Consider the following 23084-nt stretch of genomic DNA (forward strand, 5'->3'; position numbering starts at 1 on the left):
AGAATCTTACAAGATTTTCAAACCCTGCCTTTACAGTATAACCGATTCAGCGCCTTTTGAAACCCTCTCCTAAAACTTCCGAAGTGTCACTGACGATCACAAACGCTTCCGGATCAATGGATCGGACCAGCTGCTTCAGCTTGGAAATTTCATTTTGACTCACCACACACATCAATACCGGACGGTCCGAATTGGTGTAGCCGCCGTATCCGGAAAGCTTTGTCACCCCGCGGTCCACCTTCGTCAGAAGCCCCTGCTTCACTTCTTCATCATAATTGGAAATAATCATCACCATCTTCGAATAGCCGAAACCGACCTGAACGAGATCGATCGTTTTTCCGGTAATGTAGAGCGCAATAAGCGCATAGAGAGCGAACTCAATGCCAAAAATCACGGCCGAGGACGTTACGACCAGACCATCGATCAAAAACACACAGCCTCCAAGCGACAGCCCCGTATATTTATTAATAATCTGCGCCGCAAGATCCGTTCCGCCCGTTGACGAGCTGGAACGGAACACAATACCGAGCCCGATGCCGACACCGACGCCGCCCATAATCGACGCGAGAAGCGGATCCGTCGTCGCCGGTTCCCAATCCTGCGTCAGGAAAACGACGTACGGTAAAAAGAGCGTTCCGGCAAGCGTCTTCAGCCCGTAGAGCATACTGCCGCGCAGACTTCCGCCGAGAAGCAGCACCCCCGCAATAAATAACGGAATGTTAAATGCCCACTGTGTATAGGCAGGCACGAAGTCAAAAAGCGCCAGAAACAGTGTAGAAATACCGGCAACCCCGCCGGAAGCAATCTGATTCGGCAGCAGAAACGCGTTAAATGTAATGGCGACTACGGCCGCCCCGGTAAATACGTGGGCAAACTCCCATATAACACGCCGTGCCGGCGGTGTTTCCGTCACCGGTCCGCGGCGCTGCATTTTTTTCATCATCGTTTTGTCCCCCTCTTCCCAAATCCTTCCGTAGTATATCACCAGGAAAAAGGGAAGTAAACGCAGTTCCGCTGACGCATCAGCGGGGTAAAGCAGCGGTGTGGCGGCGCAGTCTGCCGTTTGAAGCAGAGGACTGCGGAGGGGGTGCTGCAGCGGCTGTTTGAGAAAACGTCCGTTTCTGACAGGAGAATGTATCACAACTCACCGCTGGACGTTCGTAAAGCAGCGTTCGACGTCCGCAGCGCAGGAATGAACGTCCGCTTCGTAAAAAAAGTACCACTTCCTGATCCGAAACGTCCGCAACGGAAGGAAAAGGTCCGCTTCTTCAGAAAAACGTCCAGTACCTCCTCATCCACCGGCAGCTCCGCTGCCCCTCTGCCTGGAAAATTCTCCCTTCTTACAAACATGCAGCCGGCCTGGAACAGACCGCCATCGCAGCTGTTGAGACCGCCACGCCGGGATTTCAGACCGCCATGTGTGGAGAGAAGACCGCCACACGAGGAGCGGATCGCCACAGTACCACCAAAGACCGCCATACCGGCGCCGAAGATCGCAACGATAATCCGGAACTCCGCCACAATCCGGAACAAGACCGCAGCGAAGCCATCCTCTCCAGCATACGAGACCGCAGCTTTCTTCGGGGCACCGCAGGCTTCAACGCCAATACATTCACCTCCTCACACAAAATAAACCAGGCAGAAACCGCCTGGCTTTAAAAGAAAAGAGAGGTCTGTTGAATAGGTTCCCGCTTTTTGCCTGCACCTGCAGCCGTACAACGCTTTTATTACAAGTAGCACGGCTTCGCGCGGCCGCGCCTCAGGACAGAAGTTCGCTGCCCTGCGCCTTAAACCATAGGCCGGCTCCGCTCGCGCTTTCAGCCGCTTGACGCGGCATGGATTTTCGCCTCGTTCGGATCCTCCCGGAGTCGACGGCCTCCGGTTTCGGCAGGTAGAAAGAAAACGCTTGTTAGAAGCGGCACCTTCTGTATAGAAACTGCTTCCATCCAGTTCCGGAGTAAGGGTCATTATTGCCTTACGCATTTCGTTCCTGCTACGGAGCCTCTGTATTTCGTCTCTATTTTACTACGCTTCGGAGCGTTCGGCAGGGACGCCGGTGGGATTCGTTCTTCGCTTGAAGAAGCATGGCTCCGCGCGGCCGCGCCGCATGGCAGAAGTTCGCTGCCCTGCGGCTCAAACCAAAGGCCGGCTCCGCTCATGCTCTGCAGCCGTGCAGACAGCGCCCGGCTGGAAGACAAGCCCACGCAAGCTTCTGCCGGGTAGCGGAGAAGCTTTATCAACAGAAACAAGCGGTAAATGTAACAGAACACTGAAATGCTGCAGCCCTTGGCATAACTGCTTGAAAGAAGCTTTGAATTTTATACATTCTTACCTTACAAAAAACAGGCCGGGCGCTGTCAAAAAATCGACAGCGCCCGGCCTCAAGTGTATTCATTTAATCCATCTGCGAACGGAGGTATCCGTCGATAAACTGCGTGAGATCGCCGTCCATCACGGACTGTACGCTTCCTGTTTCCACATTCGTACGGTGGTCTTTCACCATGTTGTACGGGTGGAAAACGTAGGAGCGGATCTGGCTTCCCCAGCCGATATCCGACTGTTCGCCGCGGATGGCCTCTGCCTCTTCGCGCTGTCTATCCAGCTCCTGCTGGTACAGCTTCGCTTTCAGCATTTTCATCGCCTGTTCGCGGTTTTTGATCTGCGACCGCTCGGACTGACAGCTTACGACCGTGTTGGTCGGCGTGTGCGTCATCCGGACAGCGGAATCGGTCGTATTGACGTGCTGGCCGCCGGCGCCGCTTGAGCGGAACGTATCGACACGGATGTCTTCCGGCGACAGGTCGATTTCAATGTTGTCATCGAGCTCCGGCAGCACATCACAGGAAACGAAAGATGTGTGGCGGCGGCCGGAAGAGTCAAACGGCGAAATCCGCACGAGACGGTGTACCCCTTTTTCTGCTTTCAGGTAGCCGAATGCGTTATGCCCTTTGATCATGAGCGTAACGCTTTTGACGCCGGCTTCATCCCCAGGCAGGTAGTCGAGCGTTTCCACGGAAAATCCCTGAGCTTCCGCCCAGCGGGTATACATCCGCAGCAGCATCGACGCCCAGTCCTGTGACTCTGTACCGCCTGCACCCGGGTGCAGTTCCAGAATCGCATTGTTGGCGTCATGCGGCTCACTCAGGAGCATCTGCAGCTCAAACTTTTCCATTTCTTTTTCGACGCTTTTCAGGTCAGTTTCCAGCTCATCGCGGAGATCCTGATCATCTTCTTCCTTCACGAGCTCATAAGAAACATCCATGTTGTCGATCTTTTCTTCAAGCGAACGGAAGGCGGTCGTGACGGACTTTAAATTGTTCGTCTCGCCGATGACCTTCTGCGCTTCGTCCTGGTTATCCCAGAATCCCGGCTCGGCCATCCGCTCTTCCAGTTCGGCGATGCGGGTCTCTTTTTCTTCTAAGTCAAAGAGACCCCCTGAAGTCCGCCAGCGTGCTGGCCATTTTGTCGAGCTTTTGTCTCATTTCTGCCATTTCCATGACAATTCACCTCTACTGATAGACTTTATTCTTCACTGCCGTGGCAGTTTTTATACTTTTTGCCGGATCCGCACGGACACGGATCGTTTCTGCCGACGGTTTCGCCTTTCACATACGGCTCCGCTTTCGGCTCGGCGTCCGCCTGCTGTTGCTGCTGCTGCGCCTGTTCGTGGACGGCTTTTCCTTCCGCCACCTGCTGACGCTTCATGTTCGACTGGATCTGTGCTTTCATCACATAGCGGGATACTTCTTCTTCGATCGAGGCAATCATTGTCTCAAACATCTCATACCCTTCGAACTTATACTCCCGCAGTGGATCATTCTGCGCGTATGCACGCAGGTGGATACCCTGACGGAGCTGGTCCATCTGGTCGATATGGGACGTCCATTTCTGATCGACGGTACGCAGAAGAATAACGCGTTCGAATTCACGCATTTTTTCCGGCGTAAACTCTTCTTCGCGGCGGTTGTAATCCTCAAGCACTTTGTCCATGATCGTTTCGATCATCTCTTCCGGCTCCATGCCGTCAAGCTCTTCTTTTTTCAGTTCCTGGTGGGCCATGACAGTAAGGTTCATGTACTCCACAAGTCCGTCGAGGTTCCAGTCCTCCGGCACTTCCTCCTCCGGCGTGTAGGAATTCACGACACGGGCGACGGTCGATTCCAGCATATCCTCCACAACCGGGCGGAGATTTTCAGAAACGAGCACTTCGTTCCGCTGCTCGTAGATGACATCGCGCTGCTCGCGCATGACATCGTCATACTGAAGCAGCTGCTTCCGCGCATCGAAGTTGTTTCCTTCCACACGCTTCTGCGCCTGTTCCACCGCTTTCGTAATAATCCGGCTTTCGATCGGCTGATCTTCTTCCATGCCGAGACGCTCCATCATGCGGCTCATGTTTTCCGAACCGAAGCGGCGCATCAGCGGGTCTTCCAGTGACAGGTAAAAGAGCGACTGACCCGGATCCCCCTGACGGCCGGAACGTCCGCGCAGCTGGTTGTCAATGCGGCGCGATTCGTGGCGCTCTGTACCGAGAACGAACAGTCCGCCGAGGTCGGCTACACCGTCTCCGAGCTTAATGTCCGTTCCGCGTCCGGCCATGTTCGTCGCAATCGTCACCGCCTGCTTCTGGCCAGCCTGCTCAATAATTTCCGCTTCCCGCGCATGGTTTTTCGCGTTCAGTACGTTGTGCGGAACTTTCCGCTTTTTCAGCAGCTTGGAAATCAGCTCGGAATTATCGACACTGACCGTCCCGACGAGGACCGGCTGCCCTTTTTTGTAAAGCTCTTCGATTTTATCTATGATTGCGCGCTGCTTGGACTCGAGCGTTTTATAGATTAAATCGGACTGGTCCTCCCGGATGATCTCTTCATTTGTCGGCACAGAATACACGTTCATGTTGTAGATGTTCCGGAATTCTTCTTCCTCTGTTTTCGCTGTACCGGTCATCCCGGACAGCTTTTCATACATACGGAAGTAGTTCTGGAACGTAATCGATGCCATCGTCATGCTTTCGCGCTTAATTTTCACGCCTTCTTTTGCTTCGATGGCCTGGTGCAGACCATCGCTGAAGCGGCGCCCTTTCATCAGCCGTCCGGTGAACTGATCGACAATGGCAACCTGCCCGTCATCGACGACGTAATCCTCATCCCGGATCATCACTTTGTGCGCTTTCAGCGCCTGATTGATGTGATGGTTCAGCTGGACGTGGTCCGAATCGAACAGGTTATCGATATTGAAAACACGCTCTGCCTTGGAAACGCCGTTTTCTGTCAGCTGCACAGACTTTGCTTTCTCATCCATCGTATAGTCATCATCTTCTTTGAGCATACGAACGAATGAGTTCGCCGCACTGTAAAGCTCCGACGTCCGGTTGGCAGCGCCGGAAATGATAAGCGGTGTCCGCGCCTCATCGATCAAAATGGAGTCCACCTCATCGACGATGGCAAAATGAAGATCGCGCTGCACCATCTGATTTTTGTACGTCACCATGTTGTCACGCAGATAGTCAAAACCGAATTCGTTATTCGTCCCGTACGTAATATCCGCCGCATAGGCTTCACGCTTCGCATCTTTGGACATGCCGCCGGAGTTTAAGCCGGTCGTCATGCCGAGAAACTGATACAGCTTCCCCATGTCCTCTGCGTCACGGCGCGCGAGGTAGTCGTTCACCGTGACAACGTGAACACCTTTCCCGGTGAGCGCATTCAAATAAACCGGGAGTGTCGCGACAAGCGTCTTACCTTCCCCGGTTTTCATCTCGGAAATATCGCCGCGGTGCAGCACGATACCACCGATCAGCTGCACACGGAAATGCGTCATGCCGAGCACGCGCGTCGACGCTTCACGGACGACCGCAAATGCCTCTGGAAGCAGGTCATCGAGCTTTTCTCCGTCCTGATACCGCTTCTTAAATTCTTCAGTCTTGGCACTGAGCGACTCATCGCTCAGCTGTTTCATTTCGTCGGCACGTGATTCAATCTGCTCCACGAGCCGGTCCAGTTTTTTCAGGTGACGGGCATCGGAATCCCCGATCACTTTTTTGAGTAATCCTATCATCCACCATTACTCCCTTATCCCTTTATTTTCAGTGAAAATGAAGCCGGGCCGTCCCCACGTTCAGCGTGGGACAGCCCGCAACAGGCAGAAACTTCTTCTGATGCTGCCGGATGCGCGTCCTGCGCTGCCGGCACCTCCGTTCTCATGCTGAAACGCTGCTCTTTATTTTATCAGGTTGCTCCCGGGCTTACAAGGAAGACTCCGCTTTCCCGATTGAATTATACAGGTCTTCATGGCTATAATGAGACGCAGCAGTGAAAACGGATGCGGAAGGGGGACGGGACGATGGTCACCGTCATCAAAGTATTAAACAATAACGTCGTCATCGCCTCCCACCCGGAGCATGACGAAGCCGTATTGATCGGGAAAGGACTCGGCTTCGGCAAAAAGCCCGGAGATGAAATCGCCGGAGAGCACGCAGAAAAGTTTTTTGTGCTCCGCGATGCCGAGGAACAGGAACAGTATAAAAGCCTTCTCGCCTACGTCGATGAATCGTTCATCGCGCTCATGAATGAGGAAATTGAACGCCTGGAAACCACGTTTCAGTCGTCGCTGAACGAACATATTCACGTCGGACTGACGGATCATCTTTATTTCGCCGTCAAGCGCCTGCAGCAGGGCCACGGCATTAAAAACCCGTTTCTCCGCGAAACCGAGCTCGCCTATCCGCAGGAGTATCAGGCCGCCGTGGAGCTTGCCGAACGGTTTAACAAGGCGCTCGGCATCCGGATTCCGGAAGGGGAGATCGGCTTTATTTCGCTTCACATCCACAGCGCGCTCACGAACCGGGATCTGGCACAGATCAACCGCCATACGCAGCTGATCAGCGAACTCGTCGAGCGGATTGAGAATGCCTTTTCCCTCTCCATCGACCGCGAGGATTTGAATTACCTCCGCCTCGTCCGGCATTTAAACCACGCCATCGAACGGGTCGAGCAGGAAAACTACGCGGAAAATCAGGATCCTCTCTTAAAAGTGTTGCAGGCCGAATATCCCGTGTGCTACAATCTGAGCTGGAAGCTGATGAAAATCATGCAGCAGCGTCTCCAGAAAAAAGTACCGGATGCCGAAGCGGTGTATTTAACGCTTCACATTCAGCGGCTCGTTTCCGGAGAGCAGACAAGAACATAAACCGATAACGGTATCTTTTTCCGTGTTACTGGTCAAGCAGGCATGAGAGAAAAGGATGGCCATGGCAGAATGGATGACCCTTTGGGTGTCGTCTATCCATTACGCTGTGCCTCTTTTTCTTTCATGCCTTTTTTATGTTCTGCTGCGGGTTTCATCACACATTAATCTTCAGGAGGTTTTTTACATGAACAGTGCATTTGGCGTTCTTCAGCGGATCGGCCGCTCCCTCATGCTCCCGGTTGCGCTTCTTCCGGCCGCAGGTCTTCTGCTTGCGATCGGTGATGCGATGCAGAACCCGGACATGATCGAAGTAGTCGGATTTCTCGCTAATCCGACAGTAGAACTGATTGCAACATTGATGCAGGAAGCCGGGGATATTGTCTTCGCGAACTTACCGCTCTTATTTGCGGTCGGTGTTGCCATAGGTCTTGCGGACGGAGACGGCGTAGCCGGTCTCGCTGCGATTATCGGTTTCTTTATTATTAACGTAACGATGAGTGTACTCGGAGGCATTGAGCCGGACATGGTTTCTGCCGATGCCCCGGAGTACGCGATGGTGCTCGGGATACCGACACTTGCCACCGGGGTCTTCGGCGGAATTATCGCCGGGCTGATCGGGGCCTATATGTTCAAGAAATTTTACAACATTGAGCTCCCTTCCTACCTCGGCTTTTTCGCCGGAAAACGGTTCGTTCCAATTGTTACAGCCGGCGCGTCCATTCTTGTCGGTGCACTGATGTTTTTCGTGTGGCCGTTCATCCAGGATGGTCTGAACACGTTCTCGATTTTCATGACTGAATCCAACCGGACGCTCTCCACGTTTATTTTCGGTGTCATTGAGCGTTCCCTCATTCCATTCGGCCTGCACCACATCTTCTACTCGCCGTTCTGGTTTGAATTCGGCACGTACACGAGTGCTGCAGGGGAAGTCGTCCGCGGGGATCAGCAGATCTTCTTCCAGCAGATCCGCGACGGTGCAGAGCTTACTGCCGGCGCCTATATGACAGGAAAATTCCCGTTCATGATGTTCGGTCTTCCGGCAGCGGCGCTTGCAATTTACCACTGCGCCCGTCCGGAAAACAAGAAAGTTGTAGCAGGTATCATGGGGTCTGCGGCGCTGACGTCCTTCCTGACAGGAATTACCGAGCCGATTGAGTTCAGCTTCCTGTTTGTCGCACCCGTTCTGTTTGCGATCCACGCTGTTTTTGCCGGACTGTCCTTTATGACGATGCACCTTCTGGATGTCCAGATCGGCATGACGTTCTCCGGCGGCGCGATCGACTACTTCCTGTACGGCATTCTGCCGAACCGGACGGAGTGGTGGATTGTCATTCCAGTCGGTCTCGTTTTTGCTGTCATCTACTACTTCGGTTTCCGCTTTGCGATTACGAAGTTCAACCTGATGACACCGGGACGTGAAAAGCCTGAAGAAGACGCCGACGGTCAGAAAGCCGGCAAAGCCGGAAACGATGAGCTTCCTTATGAAGTACTCAAAGCATTCGGCGGCAAGGAAAACCTGTCCCACCTGGATGCATGTATCACGCGTCTCCGCATCAGTGTCAATGACACCGATGCTGTGGATAAAGACCGCCTGAAGCAGCTCGGTGCCTCCGGTGTTATGCAGATCAACAACAACGTTCAGGCCATTTTCGGCCCGCGTTCGGAGACAATTAAAGGCCAGATGCAGGATATTATTAAAGGAAAAACGCCGGCAGAACCTGCTTCCACACCGGAAGAGACAGGCGGACCGGTAAAAAGTAAAATTACGGTTTCCATGCCGCTTCAGGGAGAATTGAAGCCGCTCAGCGACGTGCCGGATGACACATTTGCCCAGAAGATGATGGGTGACGGCTTTGCCATTGAGCCGAGTGAAGGTCTTGTTGTCTCTCCTGTTGACGGGAAAGTCGTGCAGCTTTTCCACACGAAACACGCCATCGGCCTGGAAGCAGAAGACGGTACCGAAATTCTCATCCACATCGGCATTGACACCGTCAACCTGAACGGCGAAGGCTTTACGGCATTTGTAGACCAGGGTGATACCGTCAACATCGGCGATAAGCTGATCGAATTCGATCTGGATAAAATTCAGAGCGAAGCCAAATCCGCGATCACTCCTGTCATCTTCACGAACCTCGAAGCTGGCCAGAGTGTCGAAATCGACGATCAGACAGACGTCGACCGCGGGGATACCGGCCAGGTGCGGATTTCGTAGCCGGATAAGTATTATATAGAAGAAACACGTTTCTTCTCATTCGAATCAGAGCCAGCCCCTTCCCCGGAATCCGGAAAAGGGGCTGGCTCTTTGTTTATCTGCCGTTTGAAAAGCTGCGGCGGAGTCTTCCTTCAGAGCAGATTAGTCTCACAGCGGACGCTGCCAGTCTAACAACTGTCTCTTACAGTCCAACAACGAGGCGGCCTATTCTTACTTCCCTGCCATAATCTAACTTCTCCCGCTTCTATTCCAACTTCTCCATGCAGCGTCAAGCGGCTGAAAGCTCGGCTTTTCTTCGGAAGGCATACGGTTCCAGATGCCAGCCAGGCCCGCTGCCCCTCTGTCTGCTCTCAAAATGGTTCCAGCACCCTGCTTGCAGGAGGACCGGTCTGATAACCAGGCCAGCGAAAGTGAAGAGCAGATGCTGCAGCTGCTTTATCTACCGCTCCGCTCATGCATTGCAGCCCTTGGCATACATATGTAAAAGAGCATTTGGATTTTTTACATTCCTAAACTAAAATAAACCAGATAGAAACCGACTGGTCTTAAAAGCAAAGGGAGGTTTACTGAATAGGTTCCCGCTTTCTGCCTGCACCTGCAGCCGTACAACGCTTTTATTACAAGCAGCACGGCTTCGCGCGGCCGCGGCGCATGGCAGAAGTTCGCTGCCCTGCGCCTTAAACCATAGGCCGGCTCCGCTCGCGCTTTCAGCCGCTTGACGCGGCGTGGATTTTCGCCTCGTTCGGATCCTCCCGGAGTCGACGGCCTCCGGTTTCGGCAGGGAGAAAGAAAACACTTGTTAGAAGCGATCCCTTTTGCGCAGCAAATGCTGTCATTCAATCGAATTGGAAGAGACCATCATTATCTTATAAACATCGTTTCTGCTATAAATCCTTCGTATTTCACCTCTATTTTACTGCGCTTCGAATCGTTCGGCAGAGACGCCGGTGGGATTCGTTCTTCGTTTCAAGAAGCATGGCTCCCAGCGGCTCCGCTCATGCTATACAGCCGTGCAAACAGCGCCCGGCTGAAAGACAAGCCCACGCAGGCTTCTGCCGAGTAGCGGAGAAGCTCTATCAACAGAAAGTAACGATGAATAGAACAACGGCTTGAAATGCTGCAGCCCTTGGTATACCTGCTTGGAAGAGGCTTTGGATTTTATACATTCTTATTAGTGTAAAAAAAGAAGGCCGCGGCAGGGCACCGGCGGCCTTCTTAAAACATGTGTTTATGATTAGGATTCGGGTTCGATCAGGCCGTAGCGGCCGTCCCGGCGGCGGTACACCACGTTCGTGTCGCCGTTGACAGAGTTCGAGAAGACGAAGAAGCTGTGGCCGAGCATATCCATCTGCAGGATTGCTTCCTCGGCATCCATCGGCTTCAGATCGAAGCGTTTTGTACGAACGATTTCCAGCTCATCATCATCCGGCACTTCCTCTTCTGCCAGAGGTTCGAGTTCATTTTTAAACATATACTTCAGGCTGTCGTCACCGCGGAACTTCCGGTTTACTTTCGTTTTGTGCTTCCGGATCTGGCGTTCCAGTTTCTCAATGACAAGATCTACAGCCGCATACATATCCGCGTGCTTTTCTTCTGCACGAAGAAGGAGTTTTGGCATCGGGATCGTGATTTCCACCTTTTGCTCGTTGTTGAGGACGCTCATTTTCACGTGAACATCGGAAGAAGGTGTGGAGTCAAAATAGCGTTCAAGCTTACCAACTTTCTTCTCAACGTGATCTCTGAGCGAATCTGTGATCTCCAGGTTTTCGCCACGAATGTTGAAATTCATAAGCTAACAACTCCTTTCGGTTATACGTACACTATTCGACGTACCCTGACAGGTTCCCTGCCGAAACATTCATTTTCTTAATGAAAATTTTATATTTCGGATGGCTCTGCCGGTGAAAAACCGCCCCGGACATTTTCCGGGACGCATGATGCAGCCTATTTCTTTACAACGTTCGATGCCTGAGGACCCCGGGCCCCTTCAACAACATCAAATTCCACTTCCTGACCTTCATCGAGCGACTTATAGCCGTCTTCATCAATCGCCGAATAGTGTACGAAGACGTCTTCACCGCCGTCCACTTCGATAAAACCGAACCCTTTTTCTGCGTTAAACCATTTTACTTTTCCGAGCATAGGTTATCCCCATTCCCTTCATTTGAAAAGTGTGATTCAGTTCCACTATACCAGCCGGAGTGTTTCAGCGTCAATTTAATTGTCAGATAATTATCCGCCGTAATTATCACACTATTTAGGTCATTTTTCCTATTGTTATCCATTCCATTTCGTTTATGATGGAAAAAGGATGTAAAATCATCCAATTTTTCACTACTTTTATCTGCCTGACCGGCAGTTGGAAAGGAGGGCAGCTCTGCGGCAGAGGCCGCTTCTACACTCACTAATCAGACCCAGCTTGCATCGCACTAGTATATCAACGACAGGAGTGGATGAATAATGTTTAACCAATTTCTCTTTATCGGCCGTGTAGCAAAGACCCCTCAGCTCGTCACGACGCAGAACGGTGCGGCGTTAACCCGCTTTACGCTTGCCGTCCGGCGTTCATTCCGCAATGCCCGTGGAAATTACGATACCGACTTTGTACAGATCGCCTGCTGGAACAAACTGGCCGACCGCGTTGCCGACTACTGCGGCACCGGTTCCATGGTTTCTGTAAAAGGCCGTGTTCAGATGCGCGAACTTCATATAACTGATGATAAACAGATGATGATTCCGGATATTGTGGCCGATACCGTCACATTCTTAAAATTAAACCGAAACAGCTCCGACGTCCCGGAAGAAGCAGAAGCGGCGCTTCAGGCTGCGGAGGCGCAGGCCTCGGAATCACGTCCGGAGGACAGCCGGCCGCCTGAAGAAGAAGGAGCGGCGCGATGAGCGAACGGGAGCTGATTCAGACGATCCTCCGCCGCATCGCCAAGCTTGAGCACGCGGTGGCTACTCAGGAAGGGCTCGAGGACATCTCCGATCAGATGGATGAACAGTCCGACGCCATCCGTCACCTGCATATGACACTCGCTGAACTGAAGGGTGATATGCAGATGCAGCACATGGAAAACGTCAATTCGGATGATTTACTGATGCGTTCGTTCCTGCACCATTCTCTTGATAAGTAAATGAAACCACGGAAGGCCCCCGCTGTTTTTTCAGCGGGGGCCTTCCAGTTTATGCTTCCGGACCGGGTTCAGCGACGACAAGGTGAAGCTCTCCGTGCCATTTCACTGTCGGCACGTCGGCCGGAACGAGGAAGTGATCCCCTTTCTGCACCGGGATGAAGCTCCCGCTTACCTGCGCTTCCCCTGCTCCCTCCAGCACGCTGATCAGCTGATACGGGGCACGCCGCCGGAGCATCATAAAGCCATTCAAATGCATGCTGCGGACGTTAAAATAATCGTTTTCCACGAGTTCCTCCACGCGGACATCGCCTTCATGCCACACGCGGCGCTCCGGCGTCTGATCCTCGTGCGGCACCGTCGCACAGTTGATAGAATCCTCCAGATGCAGCTCCCGGAGATTCCCATCCTGCCCCGGCCGGTCATAGTCGTAGACGCGGTAGGTGATGTCTGAACTCTGCTGGACTTCAAGAAGAACGATGCCCGCACCGATAGCGTGCACTGTGCCGCTCGGAACGTAGACGAAGTCACCTGCCTTTACCGGCACGCGCCGGAACAGTTTTTCCCACTCACCGGCCTCTGCCAGTTCCCGGAACTCCTCCCGCGTCGAGGCGTGGTGCCCGAGCACCAGCTCCGCCCCTTCCTCCGCGGAAACAACATACCAGCATTCCGTTTTTCCGTAGGCATATCCTTCGTTTTCTTCGGCGTAGGCATCATCTGGATGCACCTGCACCGATAAATCATCGGCAGCATGGAGCAGCTTGACGAGAAGCGGAAACTCTTTCTTCGCGGTGATGCCGAATACGGAAGGCTCGTTTTCCCAGAGATCCCGCAGTGTCCGCCCGTCGTAAGGTCCGCCCGTCACCGTGGAGGCGCCGTTTTCGTGTGCCGAGATCGCCCAGCATTCGCCGGTCGTCTCCGATGGCAGACTGTAGCCGAAAAGGTCGCCGAGTTTTGTGCCGCCCCATACTTTTTCCTTCAGTACGGGATCGAGTTTTAACAATGCCATGTCCCATTTCCCCCTGTCGTTTCGTGGACACGCTTTCAGAGGCGTGCTACACTTAAAGAGATCCGCTTCTTTTAGCGCAAACGGTTGCGCTTTCTGTTGCTGCGGATGCTGTAAGCTATTCTGACATTACTATTTTAATGCGAACCGCTCCGCGTTGCAATAACGCCTGCGGACGAGGAGGTCTCTTATGCTGTTGGAAGCTGTCTATCACCAGCCGAAATCCCAGTATGCCTACGCATACGACAATGAAACACTTCACATCCGGGTGCGCACCGGCCGCGGAGACATGGACCGCGTGTCTATCGTGTGGGGCGATAAATACCATTTCACCGAAGACACCGTCACCACTACCGATATGTACATATTTGCACAGGATGAACTGTTCGACTACTACCAGGCTGAGGTGAAACCACCGTTCCGCCGCTTCGCCTACGCCTTCCGGTTTGAGAAGGGCAGCCGGACGGTCTTCTGGAATGAAACCGGCTTTACCGAAGGAAAACTCGCTTCCGGCGGCGTCGGCATGCTCTGGTCCCCATCCGGCATGTTCGAGTTTCCATTCTTAAATGAAACCGACGTCGCCCGCCCTCCCGAATGGGTGAAGGATGCCGTCTTTTATCAGATCTTCCCCGAGCGTTTTGAAAACGGCGATCCATCGCTGACGCCGGAAGGAGCCGAAGCATGGACACCGGACGCTGTACCGCAGCGGGATAACTTTTTCGGCGGCGATCTGCAGGGTGTCATCAACCGGCTGGATTACCTTCAGGATCTCGGCATCACGTGTATTTATTTTACGCCGTTCTTTGAAGCGTACTCCAACCATAAATACGACACGATCGATTATTTAAAAGTTGATCCTCAGTTCGGCGACAATGAAAAAGCGAAAGAACTCGTAGAAAAAGCCCACGAAAAAGGCATCCGTGTGATGCTGGACGCCGTGTTCAACCATTCCGGCTACTACTTTCCTCCGTTTCAGGACGTGCTGAAACACGGAAAGTATTCGCGCTTCCGGGACTGGTTCCACATCCGCAGCTATCCACTCGCGAACGATCCGCTCAACTACGACACGTTCGGTTTCGTTCCGGAGATGCCGAAGTTAAACACCGAGCATCCGGAGGTGAAAGCGTACCTTCTGGAAACGGCGCGCTACTGGATTGAAGATATCGGTGCGGACGGATGGCGGCTCGATGTCGCAAATGAGGTCGACCACCGCTTCTGGCGGGAATTCCGCGACGTGGTGAAAACGGCCAATCCGGATGCCTACATTCTCGGCGAAATCTGGCACAACTCGCTCGCCTGGCTCGGCGGCGACCAGTTCGATGCCGTCATGAACTACCCGGTGACGAACAGCATTCTCGATTTCTTCGTAAAAGACGAGATCGATGCGGAAAACTTCATGGGACGTCTCGACGCGATTCAGGTCTCATATCCGAAGCAGGCTAACGAAGCCGCATTCAACCTGCTTGATTCCCATGATACGCCGCGTCTTCTTACAATCGCAGATGGAAACAAAAAGCGGATGAAGCTCGCCGCGCTGTTTCAGCTCACGTTTACCGGTGCGCCGTGTATTTACTACGGCGATGAAGTCGGCATGGACGGCGGCGCCGATCCCGGCTGCCGGAAACCAATGATCTGGGACGAAACGGCACAGGATCATGATCTTTTCGGCTTCTACAAAGACATGATCGCACTGCGGAAAGAAAACCGTGCGTTCCGGGACGGCTCGTTTCAGTTTTTATCTGCCGAAAAAGGCGCCGATACCGTCGTCTACGAACGGTCCGATGAGAAAAACCGCTTCGTCATTCTCATGAACAAAGGCAGCCGCAGACAGAAAGTCCGCCTCGCGGACGAAGCCGGCCGCACGTATGAAGAAGTGTTCGGCAGCCGCTCTGCGGAAGTGAAAAACCGCCGTCTGGACTGGACGCTCGAACCGCTCGAAGCCGTGATTTTAAAACAGAAAGATTAATTGGTTTACCTGCCGGAAGGATTTCTTCCGGCAGGTTTTTTACGGTTTCTGCTCCACCTTGATCATCGTTTGTCCCTCTCCCTAAGTCGTGTATTCTCTACAGAACGTCGTTTTCTCTCCTTCTTAATGCCTTCTATTATCCCTCCTTTTCACCTGGTAATCAGGAAATTCGTTCATGTTACCGCTTACGTGAACGTTTTGTGTCGGGAAAATTTGGGTATTGGACACCCATCGGCACTTTAACGGGCTGAAATACGGAATGGATGGAAGGTGACAACGTGAGCAGGGATGTGACTATTCAAGTGAACGGCACCCTCGTCAAAGCAAAAGAGGGCGATACGGTTCTCCAGCACTTGAACAAGAGCGGCAAAGAAGTACCTCAGGTGTGCTACCACCCGAGCCTCGGCGCTGTCAAAACGTGTGATACGTGTATCGTGGAAGTCAACGGTGAGCTCGTGCGCGCGTGTGATACGCCGGTCGAAAAGGGCGCAAAAGTGGATACGAACCAGCAGGACGTGAAGGACGCACAGGGCATTGCAATGGACCGGATTTTACATAACCACGAGTTATATTGCACGGTGTGCGATTATAACAATGGGTCGTGTGAGATCCATAACACCGTCAAAGATATGAAAATAGAACATCAGACGACGCCGTTTGAACCGAAACCGGCGGAAAAAGACAATTCCCATCCATACTACCGCTACGATCCGGATCAGTGCATTCTCTGCGGACGCTGCGTGGAGGCGTGCCAGGATGTCCAGGTGACCGAAACGCTGTCGATCGACTGGGAAAGCCCGAACCCCCGCGTGATCTGGGATAATGACGTTGCCATCAACGAATCCTCCTGCGTTTCCTGCGGCCACTGCTCCACGGTCTGCCCGTGTAACGCGATGATGGAAAAATCGATGGAAGGCCGCGCAGGCTATATGACCGGCATGGACCAGAAAACGCTCCGTCCGATGATCGAGCTGACGAAAAATGTCGAGACCGGCTACGGCTCTATCCTTGCGATTTCTGACATGGAAGCGTCGATGCGCGATGCAAAAATTGAAAAGACGAAAACCGTCTGTACTTACTGTGGTGTCGGGTGCAGCTTTGATGTTTGGACCCAGGGCCGCGAAATTTTGAAAGTGGAACCGCAGGCGGAAGCCCCTGCCAACGGCATTTCCACGTGTGTGAAAGGGAAATTCGGCTGGGATTACGTGAACAGCGACGAGCGTCTGAAAAAGCCGCTCATCCGTGAAGGCGACCGTTTCCGCGAAGCAGAATGGGATGAAGCGTATAAGCTCATCGCTGAAAAGCTTACCGGAATCAAAGAATCCCACGGCAGTGATGCCATGAGTTTCATCAGCTCCTCCAAAACGACCAACGAGGAATCCTACCTCATGCAGAAGCTCGGACGCAGCGTGTTCGGCACGAACAATATCGACAACTGCTCCCGCTACTGCCAGACACCGGCAACGATGGGGCTGTTCCGCACCGTCGGACACGGCGGCGACTCCGGAAGCATTACCGACATTCAGCAGGCAGAACTCGTGCTTGTCATCGGCTCCAACACGGCAGAGTCGCACCCGGTGCTTGCCACCCGCGTCAAGTCTGCACAGAAGCTGCACGGTCAAAAGCTGATCGTATCGGATCTGCGCCGCCATGAAATGGCCGACCGCTCCGATGTCTTCATTCAGCCAAAGCAGGGCTCGGACCTCGTCTGGCTCTCCGCTGTGACGAAATACATCGTCGACAACGGCCTGCACGATGACAGCTTCCTGAACGACCGCGTCAACGGCCTTCAGGAGTACGTCGACAGCCTTGATAAGTTCACGATGGCCTATGCAGCTGAGAAAACGAGCATTTCCGAAGACGAGCTGAAAAAAGTGGCCCACATGATCGCGGAAGCAGACACAGTCTGCAGTCTCTGGGCAATGGGCGTCACGCAGCACAGCGGCGGAAGCGACACGAGTACAGCTATCTCCAACCTCATGCTCATTACCGGAAACTACGGCAAGCCGGGCGCCGGCACGTACCCGCTCCGCGGTCACAACAACGTTCAGGGTGCTTCCGACTTCGGCAGCATGCCGAATAAGTATCCAGGGTATGAAGATGTCACAGACGACGATGTCCGTAAGCGCTACGAAGAAGCGTGGGGCACGCCGCTTTCATCTGAAATCGGTCTGAACAACCACCAGATGGTGGATGAAATTCATAAAGGCAATTTAAAAGCAATGTACCTGAAAGGCGAGGACATGGGAATTGTCGATTCCAATATCAACTATGTGCATGAAGCGTTCGAAAAGCTTGATTTCTTCGTCGTCCAGGATATTTTCCTCTCAAAGACGGCTGAGTTTGCCGATGTCGTTCTTCCAGCTTCACCGAGCCTGGAGAAGGAAGGAACGTTCACGAATACCGAACGCCGCATCCAGCGTCTGTATCAGGTAATGGACCCGCTTGCAGATTCCAAGCCCGACTGGAAAATCATCACGGAGCTTGCCAATGAGCTCGGCGCAGGCTGGAACTATGAGCACCCATCCGAAGTGATGCACGAAGCAGCAGGTCTTGCCCCGCTGTTCGCAGGTGTCCACTACGATCGTCTGGAAGGGTACAACTCCCAGCAGTGGCCTGTAGAAGCGGACGGCACCGATACACCGCTTCTGTTTGAAAAAGAATTCCCATTCCCGGATAAGAAGGCACGCCTGTATCCGGTGGACTGGACGGAGCCGCTTGAATACGATGCGCAGTACGATCTGCATGTGAACAACGGCCGCCTTCTGGAGCACTTCCACGAAGGGAACATGACCTATAAAGCAGAAGGCATTACGAGCAAAACGCCGAGTACGTTCCTTGAAGTATCACCGGAGCTTGCCGAAGAGCGCGGTCTGGAGGACGGCACACTCGTCCGCCTGACATCGCCTTACGGATCGGCCAAAGTGCAGTGTATCGTCACCGACCGCGTTAAAGGGAACGAGCTCTACCTGCCGATGAACGATAACGGTGAAGGCGCGATCAACCAGCTGACGAGCAGCCAGGCGGATAAAGATACCGATACACCGGCCTACAAAGAAGTATCTGCGAAAATGGAGATTTTAAAACGCACCGGCGAAAGCCCGCTGCCAAAGAAAATCCACCACCGCTACGGCAATCCGCAGCCGCAGATCGGCGTCAACGTCGAAGCCAAGTGGAAGCGTAAAGACTATGTCTTCCCTGGTGATATCGTCAGGAAGGGAGCGAAGACGAATGGCTAAACCGATCCGGGATATCGAACCGATCCCTATTTCCAAAGAGCAGGAACGGGAGAACGCCATCAACGAAATTCTCGATAAGCTGGCTGACAATCAGGAAGCGGTCCACTCGACGCTCGACCTGATTGCAAGCCTTCAGAAAAGCGGGATTCTTCATATTCTCACAGGCCTGTTTTCTGAAGGTGACAAAGTGCTCGATGTCATCGTTCAGGAGGCCGCGAAAGAAGAAAATACGAACGCGATCCGCAACCTTCTTCTTCTCGGCGGAACGCTCGGAACGATCAACGTGAAAGAGCTCGAGCCGCTTCTGTTGAAGATCAACCACGGCGTGGCCCGTGTGGCGGAAGATCCGGATCCGGACGAGAAAACGGGCTACGTGGATCTCGTCAAAAAACTCAAAGATCCACAGATCAATCGTTCCCTTACGGTATTGTTCCGCTTTCTCGAAGGTATGGGAGAAAAGACAGAACAGGAAGAACGGAATTAACGGCCGGCGCTCCGGTCCTGTACCGGAGCGCCCTTTCTATGCCTGATTGCGTTCATTATATTCAGCAAAGGAGTGTCCTTCATGGCAGTTGAAGCAAAAAAGAATCGATGGCTGATTGCACTTGCTGCCGTCAGCATCCATATTTCCATCGGCTCCGTCTATTCCTGGAGCGTCTTCAGTAATCCGATGAACGAAACGTACGGGTGGGGACTCACCGCCATTTCTGCAACATTCAGTATCGCTATTTTATTTCTAGGTTTATCCGCCGCCTTCATGGGGCACTTTGTGGAAAAGTACGGTCCCCGCATATCCGGTATCGTTTCCGCTTCCTTTTTCGGCGTCGGGATGCTTGCATCCGGATTCGCCGCACAGATCGAATCACTCTGGCTGATGTACTTCACGTACGGCATGCTCGGGGGGATCGGTCTCGGGATCGGCTACATCACGCCGGTATCCACGCTCGTGAAATGGTTTCCGGACCGCCGCGGCCTTGCGACGGGTATGGCCATCATGGGCTTTGGTTTCGCCTCGCTCATCGCAAGTCCTGTGATGCAGCGCCTGATTGAGGGTGTTTCGATCCCGGGCACGTTCTATATTCTCGGTGCCGTTTACCTCGTCCTCATGCTTGCCGGTGCCTCTTATCTGGAGAAACCGCCGGAAGGCTGGGTGCCAAAAAGTATGCGCGGGCAGGATACAGCCAAGGAATCCGCCGAAGACCGCGATCTTTCCTACCTGACTGCCAATGAATCGTTGAAAACGCGCCGCTTTTACTTATTGTGGATCATGCTGTTTATTAACGTGACGTGCGGTATCGCGATTCTCTCCGTTGCTGCTCCGATGGGTCAGGAGATTGCCGGACTTTCCGCAGCGGCTGCTGCAACGATGGTCGGCATCATGGGCTTCTTCAATGGAGCCGGACGCCTCGCATGGGCGACCATTTCCGACTACATCGGCCGGCCTAACGTCTACACTGTCTTTTTCGTCATTCAGATCGCGTCGTTCTTCATTCTGCCGACGATTACACAGGCACTCATGTTTCAGGCAATTCTCTTCCTTATCATGACGTGCTACGGCGGCGGTTTCGCCTCCATCCCGGCGTACATCGGCGATATTTTCGGCACAAAGCAGCTCGGTGCGATCCACGGCTATATTTTGACAGCCTGGGCCGCTGCCGGACTCGTCGGTCCGATTCTCGTGTCCTGGCTCCGGGAGACGACCGAAAGCTACACACTGACGCTCTATATATTCGCCTTTGCCTTCATTGTCGCCCTGGCCGCTTCGCTTCTCATCCGAGTGGATATTAAGAAGCTGAAGCAGGAAAAGGCCAACGGCAGTTCGCAGGCCGCAGTAAACGAATAAGAGCCTATTGAAGAGACCCTCACCGCAACGTGGTGAGGGTCTCTTTCTATGCAGCTATAAAGGCAAGCCTTATTTGTCGACAGTTACTGATCCATTAAAAACGTCCAGATTTTATCGTGCATGCCCGGCAGTGCTTCATGGGTGAAGTCGGGATACAGGACGATGTTTTTCTCTGCCTCGATCCGGTTGTACACCGCAAACTGCGTTGACGGCGGACAGATCGTATCCATCAGTCCGGTTCCCATCAGTACCTCGCCTTTAATCCACGGCGCCAGGTGCTGCACGTCGATGTAGCTGAGCCTGCGGAAAAATTCGTCAAACTGCTCATGGGTCGGATCAAAGCGCCGGAAGTGGCGCCGCATCTCCTTGTACGCGTCGATGTCGAGATCCATTTCCCAGACGCGCTTGAAATCACTTAAGAACGGATAGACCGTCACGACTTTATGGATACGTGGCTCCAGCGCAGCACAGGCGACAGCGAGCGCGCCTCCCTGCGACCATCCGGTAACGGAAACGCCGGTTTCATCGATCGTTTCCATCGCCATGACGAGACGGGCAAGCTGAACAGTGTCAAGATACACCTGCCGGTAGAAAAGCCGCTCTTCCCCGTCTGCAAGCCCGCGGACGATGTGGCCTTCGAGCGTGTTGCCTGTGACACCTCCGGGATCTTCCGACAGGCCGCCCTGTCCGCGGACGTCCATGCTGAACACGGCGGTGCCGGCTGCGGCGTAGTGGAGCTTCGACGTCCAGTCGCCGGAGTGCATCGAATAGCCGTGAAATTCGAGCAGCGCAGGGAACGTAGTACGTCCTTTTGGCAGAGTGTTCGGCTGTATGTATTTGGCGTGGATGCGGGCGCCGCCGACGCCGGTAAAGTATAAATCAAAGCATGTGGCAAACGGCGTCTCCACGCCGGAGCGGACGACCTCCACTTCCGGATCGACGGAACTGAGAAGCTGAAGTGCTTTCTCCCAGTATGCCTCGAAGTCCTCCGGCCGTTCTGAGCGGCCTGTGTACTGTTTTAATTCCTCTAATGGCATATCAATCTGCGGCATGCAGATCCCTCCTACGCTTCTCAATTTGTTCCCGCCACGCTTTCAGACGGGGAAGAAAAAACTCCTGGACGAAGTAATAGCGCTGGCCTTCCGGCGCCGGGTCCTCCTCAAGGGAAGCAGCCGTCTGCACCGTTTGAAAGTGTGCTGCCAGCGCCTCTTCCATTTCCCGGTCGCCTGTTACGATGGAGACGAGTGTCATGTTCTCCGGATGGTACGGCAGCAGCCCTTTGCTTACGGATGCAAGCAGCCGGTCCCCGATATCCTCATCCCCGCGCACGTAGCAGTCGCCGGCGTACACCGCGGCCTCCTCCACTTCCTGCAGAAGCCCTTCATACTGCGTCAAAAACACACGCTGCTTCTCGGTCAGCTTTTCCATGCATCCCCCTCCTTTTCCATTATCGTACCATGTTTTTTGGCAGAGCGCCGCCCTTGGGCGCTTCTGCTTATGAGCCGACTCTGGTTTGGAAGTGAAGGGCTGCGGCGGGGTGGGCCGCTGCAGTTGTCAGGGGGTTGAAGCTCTGCGGCGGAGTCTCATTACGAACGGAGCTAGTCCCATAACGGCGGCTCCCAGTCCCATAACTCCCACTGCGATTCCGATAACCTGAGTATCCATTCCCAAACCGGCTGGAAAGTCCAACTTCCGGTACGGAAATTCCCACTTCTCCTGCACCGATTCCCATAACACAGCGGCAAATTCCAACTTCCTCACCGACCTTCATCCACCGGCCGCCACACACCGGCGGCTCCTCTAACCCAAACCGTTCACTGTTCGGAAGCAGGTTCGACCGAACGAAAAAGCCCGATCCCGGAATATACCGGAAACGGGCTCTGACATGATAGTCTACGAACGGACAGCTGCAGCCTGCGCTGCCTGCTTTGCTTTCGCATAGGGATTGTTTGATGCAGCTTTCGCATACGGATTCGACGGTGCCTGCTTCGGCACAGCTGCTGCAGTGGCTGAAGCAGTTGGCGCCTCTTCTGCCGGAACTTCCTTTTGCACCGGCGTGATCCGCCCGACCGGCTGACCGGCCGCTTTTGGTGCTTCTTCTTTCCCGCCGCCGTAACGGTTCTGGCGGTCGAGTTTAATCACTTCTTTCCACGTATCGCGGAAATCTGTCGTAAACGACTCTGCATTCTTCAGCGCAGCCAGGTCGTTCTGTGTATTTGCTTCAATCAGCTGATTTAAAATATAATCATACATCGGCATCATATCGGCACTGACTGCCGCTTTCTCATCAAGCGTCACCATCAGTTCCCGGATAATATTCTGCGCTTTGATCAAATTCGTATTTTTCGCTTCCATCTTCCCCTGCTCGATCGCTTCACGCGCACGGCTGATAAATGTCAGGCAGCCATCGTAAAGCATCAGTGTCAGTTCTCCTGCAGACTTCGTTTCAATCGATGTCTGTTTGTACTTCGCGTATGGATTGTGCATCGCCATGGA

At 53.5% G+C, this 23084-nt stretch carries 19 protein-coding genes and 1 pseudogene; 9 read left to right on the forward strand and 11 right to left on the reverse strand.

Annotated elements, in window-relative coordinates; translation table 11 throughout:
* Positions 1 to 46 precede the first annotated feature (46 nt).
* The 4 genes from C6I21_RS08765 to secA all read right to left on the reverse strand — a co-directional run bounded on the left by C6I21_RS08765 (position 47) and on the right by secA (position 6057).
* Positions 47 to 943 (reverse strand): YitT family protein, encoded by an 897-nt coding sequence (locus C6I21_RS08765; protein ID WP_425352493.1) that lies wholly within the window; start codon positions 941 to 943, stop codon positions 47 to 49.
* 194 nt (positions 944 to 1137) lie between these two features.
* A complete protein-coding gene (locus C6I21_RS08770; RefSeq protein ID WP_181186189.1) occupies positions 1138 to 1521 on the reverse strand; it encodes a hypothetical protein in 384 nt (127 codons plus the stop codon).
* Between the two features lie 874 nt (positions 1522 to 2395).
* Positions 2396 to 3497 (reverse strand): peptide chain release factor 2 gene (gene prfB, locus C6I21_RS08775; protein WP_105959081.1). Its coding sequence is split into 2 segments (ribosomal slippage): positions 2396 to 3424 and positions 3426 to 3497, totalling 1101 coding nucleotides; the frame shifts between segments, so codons are not numbered across the junction.
* A 25-nt stretch (positions 3498 to 3522) separates the two neighbouring features.
* Positions 3523 to 6057 carry a preprotein translocase subunit SecA gene (gene secA, locus C6I21_RS08780; RefSeq protein WP_105959082.1) on the reverse strand — a complete coding sequence of 845 codons (2535 nt, stop codon included), beginning with the start codon at positions 6055 to 6057 and terminating at the stop codon, positions 3523 to 3525.
* 285 nt (positions 6058 to 6342) lie between these two features.
* Between secA and glcT the strand changes: the two genes are divergently transcribed.
* From glcT to C6I21_RS16180, 3 genes are all read left to right on the forward strand, one after another.
* Positions 6343 to 7188: a glucose PTS transporter transcription antiterminator GlcT gene (gene glcT, locus C6I21_RS08785; protein ID WP_105959083.1), complete on the forward strand. Its 846-nt coding sequence runs from the start codon at positions 6343 to 6345 to the stop codon at positions 7186 to 7188.
* Positions 7189 to 7372: 184 nt separating this feature from the next.
* Positions 7373 to 9400, forward strand: a complete 2028-nt coding sequence (gene ptsG, locus C6I21_RS08790; RefSeq protein WP_105959084.1) for a glucose-specific PTS transporter subunit IIBC — start codon at positions 7373 to 7375, stop codon at positions 9398 to 9400.
* Positions 9401 to 10226: 826 nt separating this feature from the next.
* On the forward strand, positions 10227 to 10463 hold the full coding sequence (locus tag C6I21_RS16180) for a hypothetical protein (protein WP_181186190.1): 237 nt from the start codon (positions 10227 to 10229) through the stop codon (positions 10461 to 10463).
* Positions 10464 to 10634: 171 nt separating this feature from the next.
* Here the strand turns inward: C6I21_RS16180 and hpf are convergent, their stop codons facing one another.
* From hpf to C6I21_RS16185, 3 genes are all read right to left on the reverse strand, one after another.
* Positions 10635 to 11189, reverse strand: coding sequence for a ribosome hibernation-promoting factor, HPF/YfiA family (hpf, locus tag C6I21_RS08795; protein ID WP_105959085.1), 555 nt, complete (start codon positions 11187 to 11189; stop codon positions 10635 to 10637).
* A 155-nt stretch (positions 11190 to 11344) separates the two neighbouring features.
* Positions 11345 to 11542 carry a cold-shock protein CspD gene (cspD, locus tag C6I21_RS08800; RefSeq protein WP_105959086.1) on the reverse strand — a complete coding sequence of 66 codons (198 nt, stop codon included), beginning with the start codon at positions 11540 to 11542 and terminating at the stop codon, positions 11345 to 11347.
* Positions 11527 to 11805, reverse strand: a complete 279-nt coding sequence (locus tag C6I21_RS16185; protein WP_142393241.1) for a hypothetical protein — start codon at positions 11803 to 11805, stop codon at positions 11527 to 11529. The genes cspD and C6I21_RS16185 overlap by 16 nt, the downstream gene beginning before the upstream one ends.
* 55 nt (positions 11806 to 11860) lie before the next feature.
* On the opposite strand from C6I21_RS16185, the gene C6I21_RS08805 reads away from it, so the two are divergent.
* Together C6I21_RS08805 and C6I21_RS08810 are read left to right on the forward strand one after the other, a co-directional pair.
* A complete protein-coding gene (locus C6I21_RS08805) occupies positions 11861 to 12298 on the forward strand; it encodes a single-stranded DNA-binding protein (RefSeq protein ID WP_105959087.1) in 438 nt (145 codons plus the stop codon).
* Positions 12295 to 12537, forward strand: a complete 243-nt coding sequence (locus C6I21_RS08810; RefSeq protein ID WP_105959088.1) for a hypothetical protein — start codon at positions 12295 to 12297, stop codon at positions 12535 to 12537. Before C6I21_RS08805 ends, C6I21_RS08810 begins: the two co-directional genes overlap by 4 nt.
* Before the next feature lie 49 nt (positions 12538 to 12586).
* Here C6I21_RS08810 and manA read toward each other — a convergent pair whose 3' ends face one another.
* A complete protein-coding gene (gene manA, locus C6I21_RS08815; RefSeq protein ID WP_105959089.1) occupies positions 12587 to 13543 on the reverse strand; it encodes a mannose-6-phosphate isomerase, class I in 957 nt (318 codons plus the stop codon).
* 187 nt (positions 13544 to 13730) lie between these two features.
* Between manA and C6I21_RS08820 the strand changes: the two genes are divergently transcribed.
* The 4 genes from C6I21_RS08820 (at position 13731) to C6I21_RS08835 (ending at position 20588) form a co-directional block, all read left to right on the forward strand.
* Positions 13731 to 15506, forward strand: a complete 1776-nt coding sequence (locus C6I21_RS08820; protein ID WP_105959090.1) for an alpha-glycosidase — start codon at positions 13731 to 13733, stop codon at positions 15504 to 15506.
* A gap of 263 nt (positions 15507 to 15769) precedes the next feature.
* On the forward strand, positions 15770 to 18745 hold the full coding sequence (gene fdhF, locus C6I21_RS08825) for a formate dehydrogenase subunit alpha (RefSeq protein WP_105959091.1): 2976 nt from the start codon (positions 15770 to 15772) through the stop codon (positions 18743 to 18745).
* Complete coding sequence (locus C6I21_RS08830; protein ID WP_105959092.1) at positions 18738 to 19229, forward strand: helical membrane plugin domain-containing protein; 492 nt, start codon at positions 18738 to 18740, stop codon at positions 19227 to 19229. Before fdhF ends, C6I21_RS08830 begins: the two co-directional genes overlap by 8 nt.
* Before the next feature lie 81 nt (positions 19230 to 19310).
* Positions 19311 to 20588, forward strand: a complete 1278-nt coding sequence (locus C6I21_RS08835; protein WP_105959093.1) for an L-lactate MFS transporter — start codon at positions 19311 to 19313, stop codon at positions 20586 to 20588.
* A gap of 83 nt (positions 20589 to 20671) precedes the next feature.
* Here C6I21_RS08835 and C6I21_RS08840 read toward each other — a convergent pair whose 3' ends face one another.
* From C6I21_RS08840 to fliS, 3 genes and pseudogenes are all read right to left on the reverse strand, one after another.
* Complete coding sequence (locus tag C6I21_RS08840) at positions 20672 to 21640, reverse strand: alpha/beta fold hydrolase (protein WP_105959094.1); 969 nt, start codon at positions 21638 to 21640, stop codon at positions 20672 to 20674.
* A complete protein-coding gene (locus tag C6I21_RS08845; protein WP_105959095.1) occupies positions 21627 to 22016 on the reverse strand; it encodes a DUF8042 domain-containing protein in 390 nt (129 codons plus the stop codon). The genes C6I21_RS08840 and C6I21_RS08845 overlap by 14 nt, the downstream gene beginning before the upstream one ends.
* 675 nt (positions 22017 to 22691) lie before the next feature.
* Positions 22692 to 23081, reverse strand: a pseudogene (fliS, locus tag C6I21_RS08855) (flagellar export chaperone FliS); the annotation flags it as partial.
* Positions 23082 to 23084: the final 3 nt, after the last annotated feature.

It is taken from the genome of Alkalicoccus urumqiensis (assembly GCF_002993335.1).
Taxonomy (GTDB): Bacteria; Bacillota; Bacilli; order Bacillales; family Salisediminibacteriaceae; genus Alkalicoccus; species Alkalicoccus urumqiensis.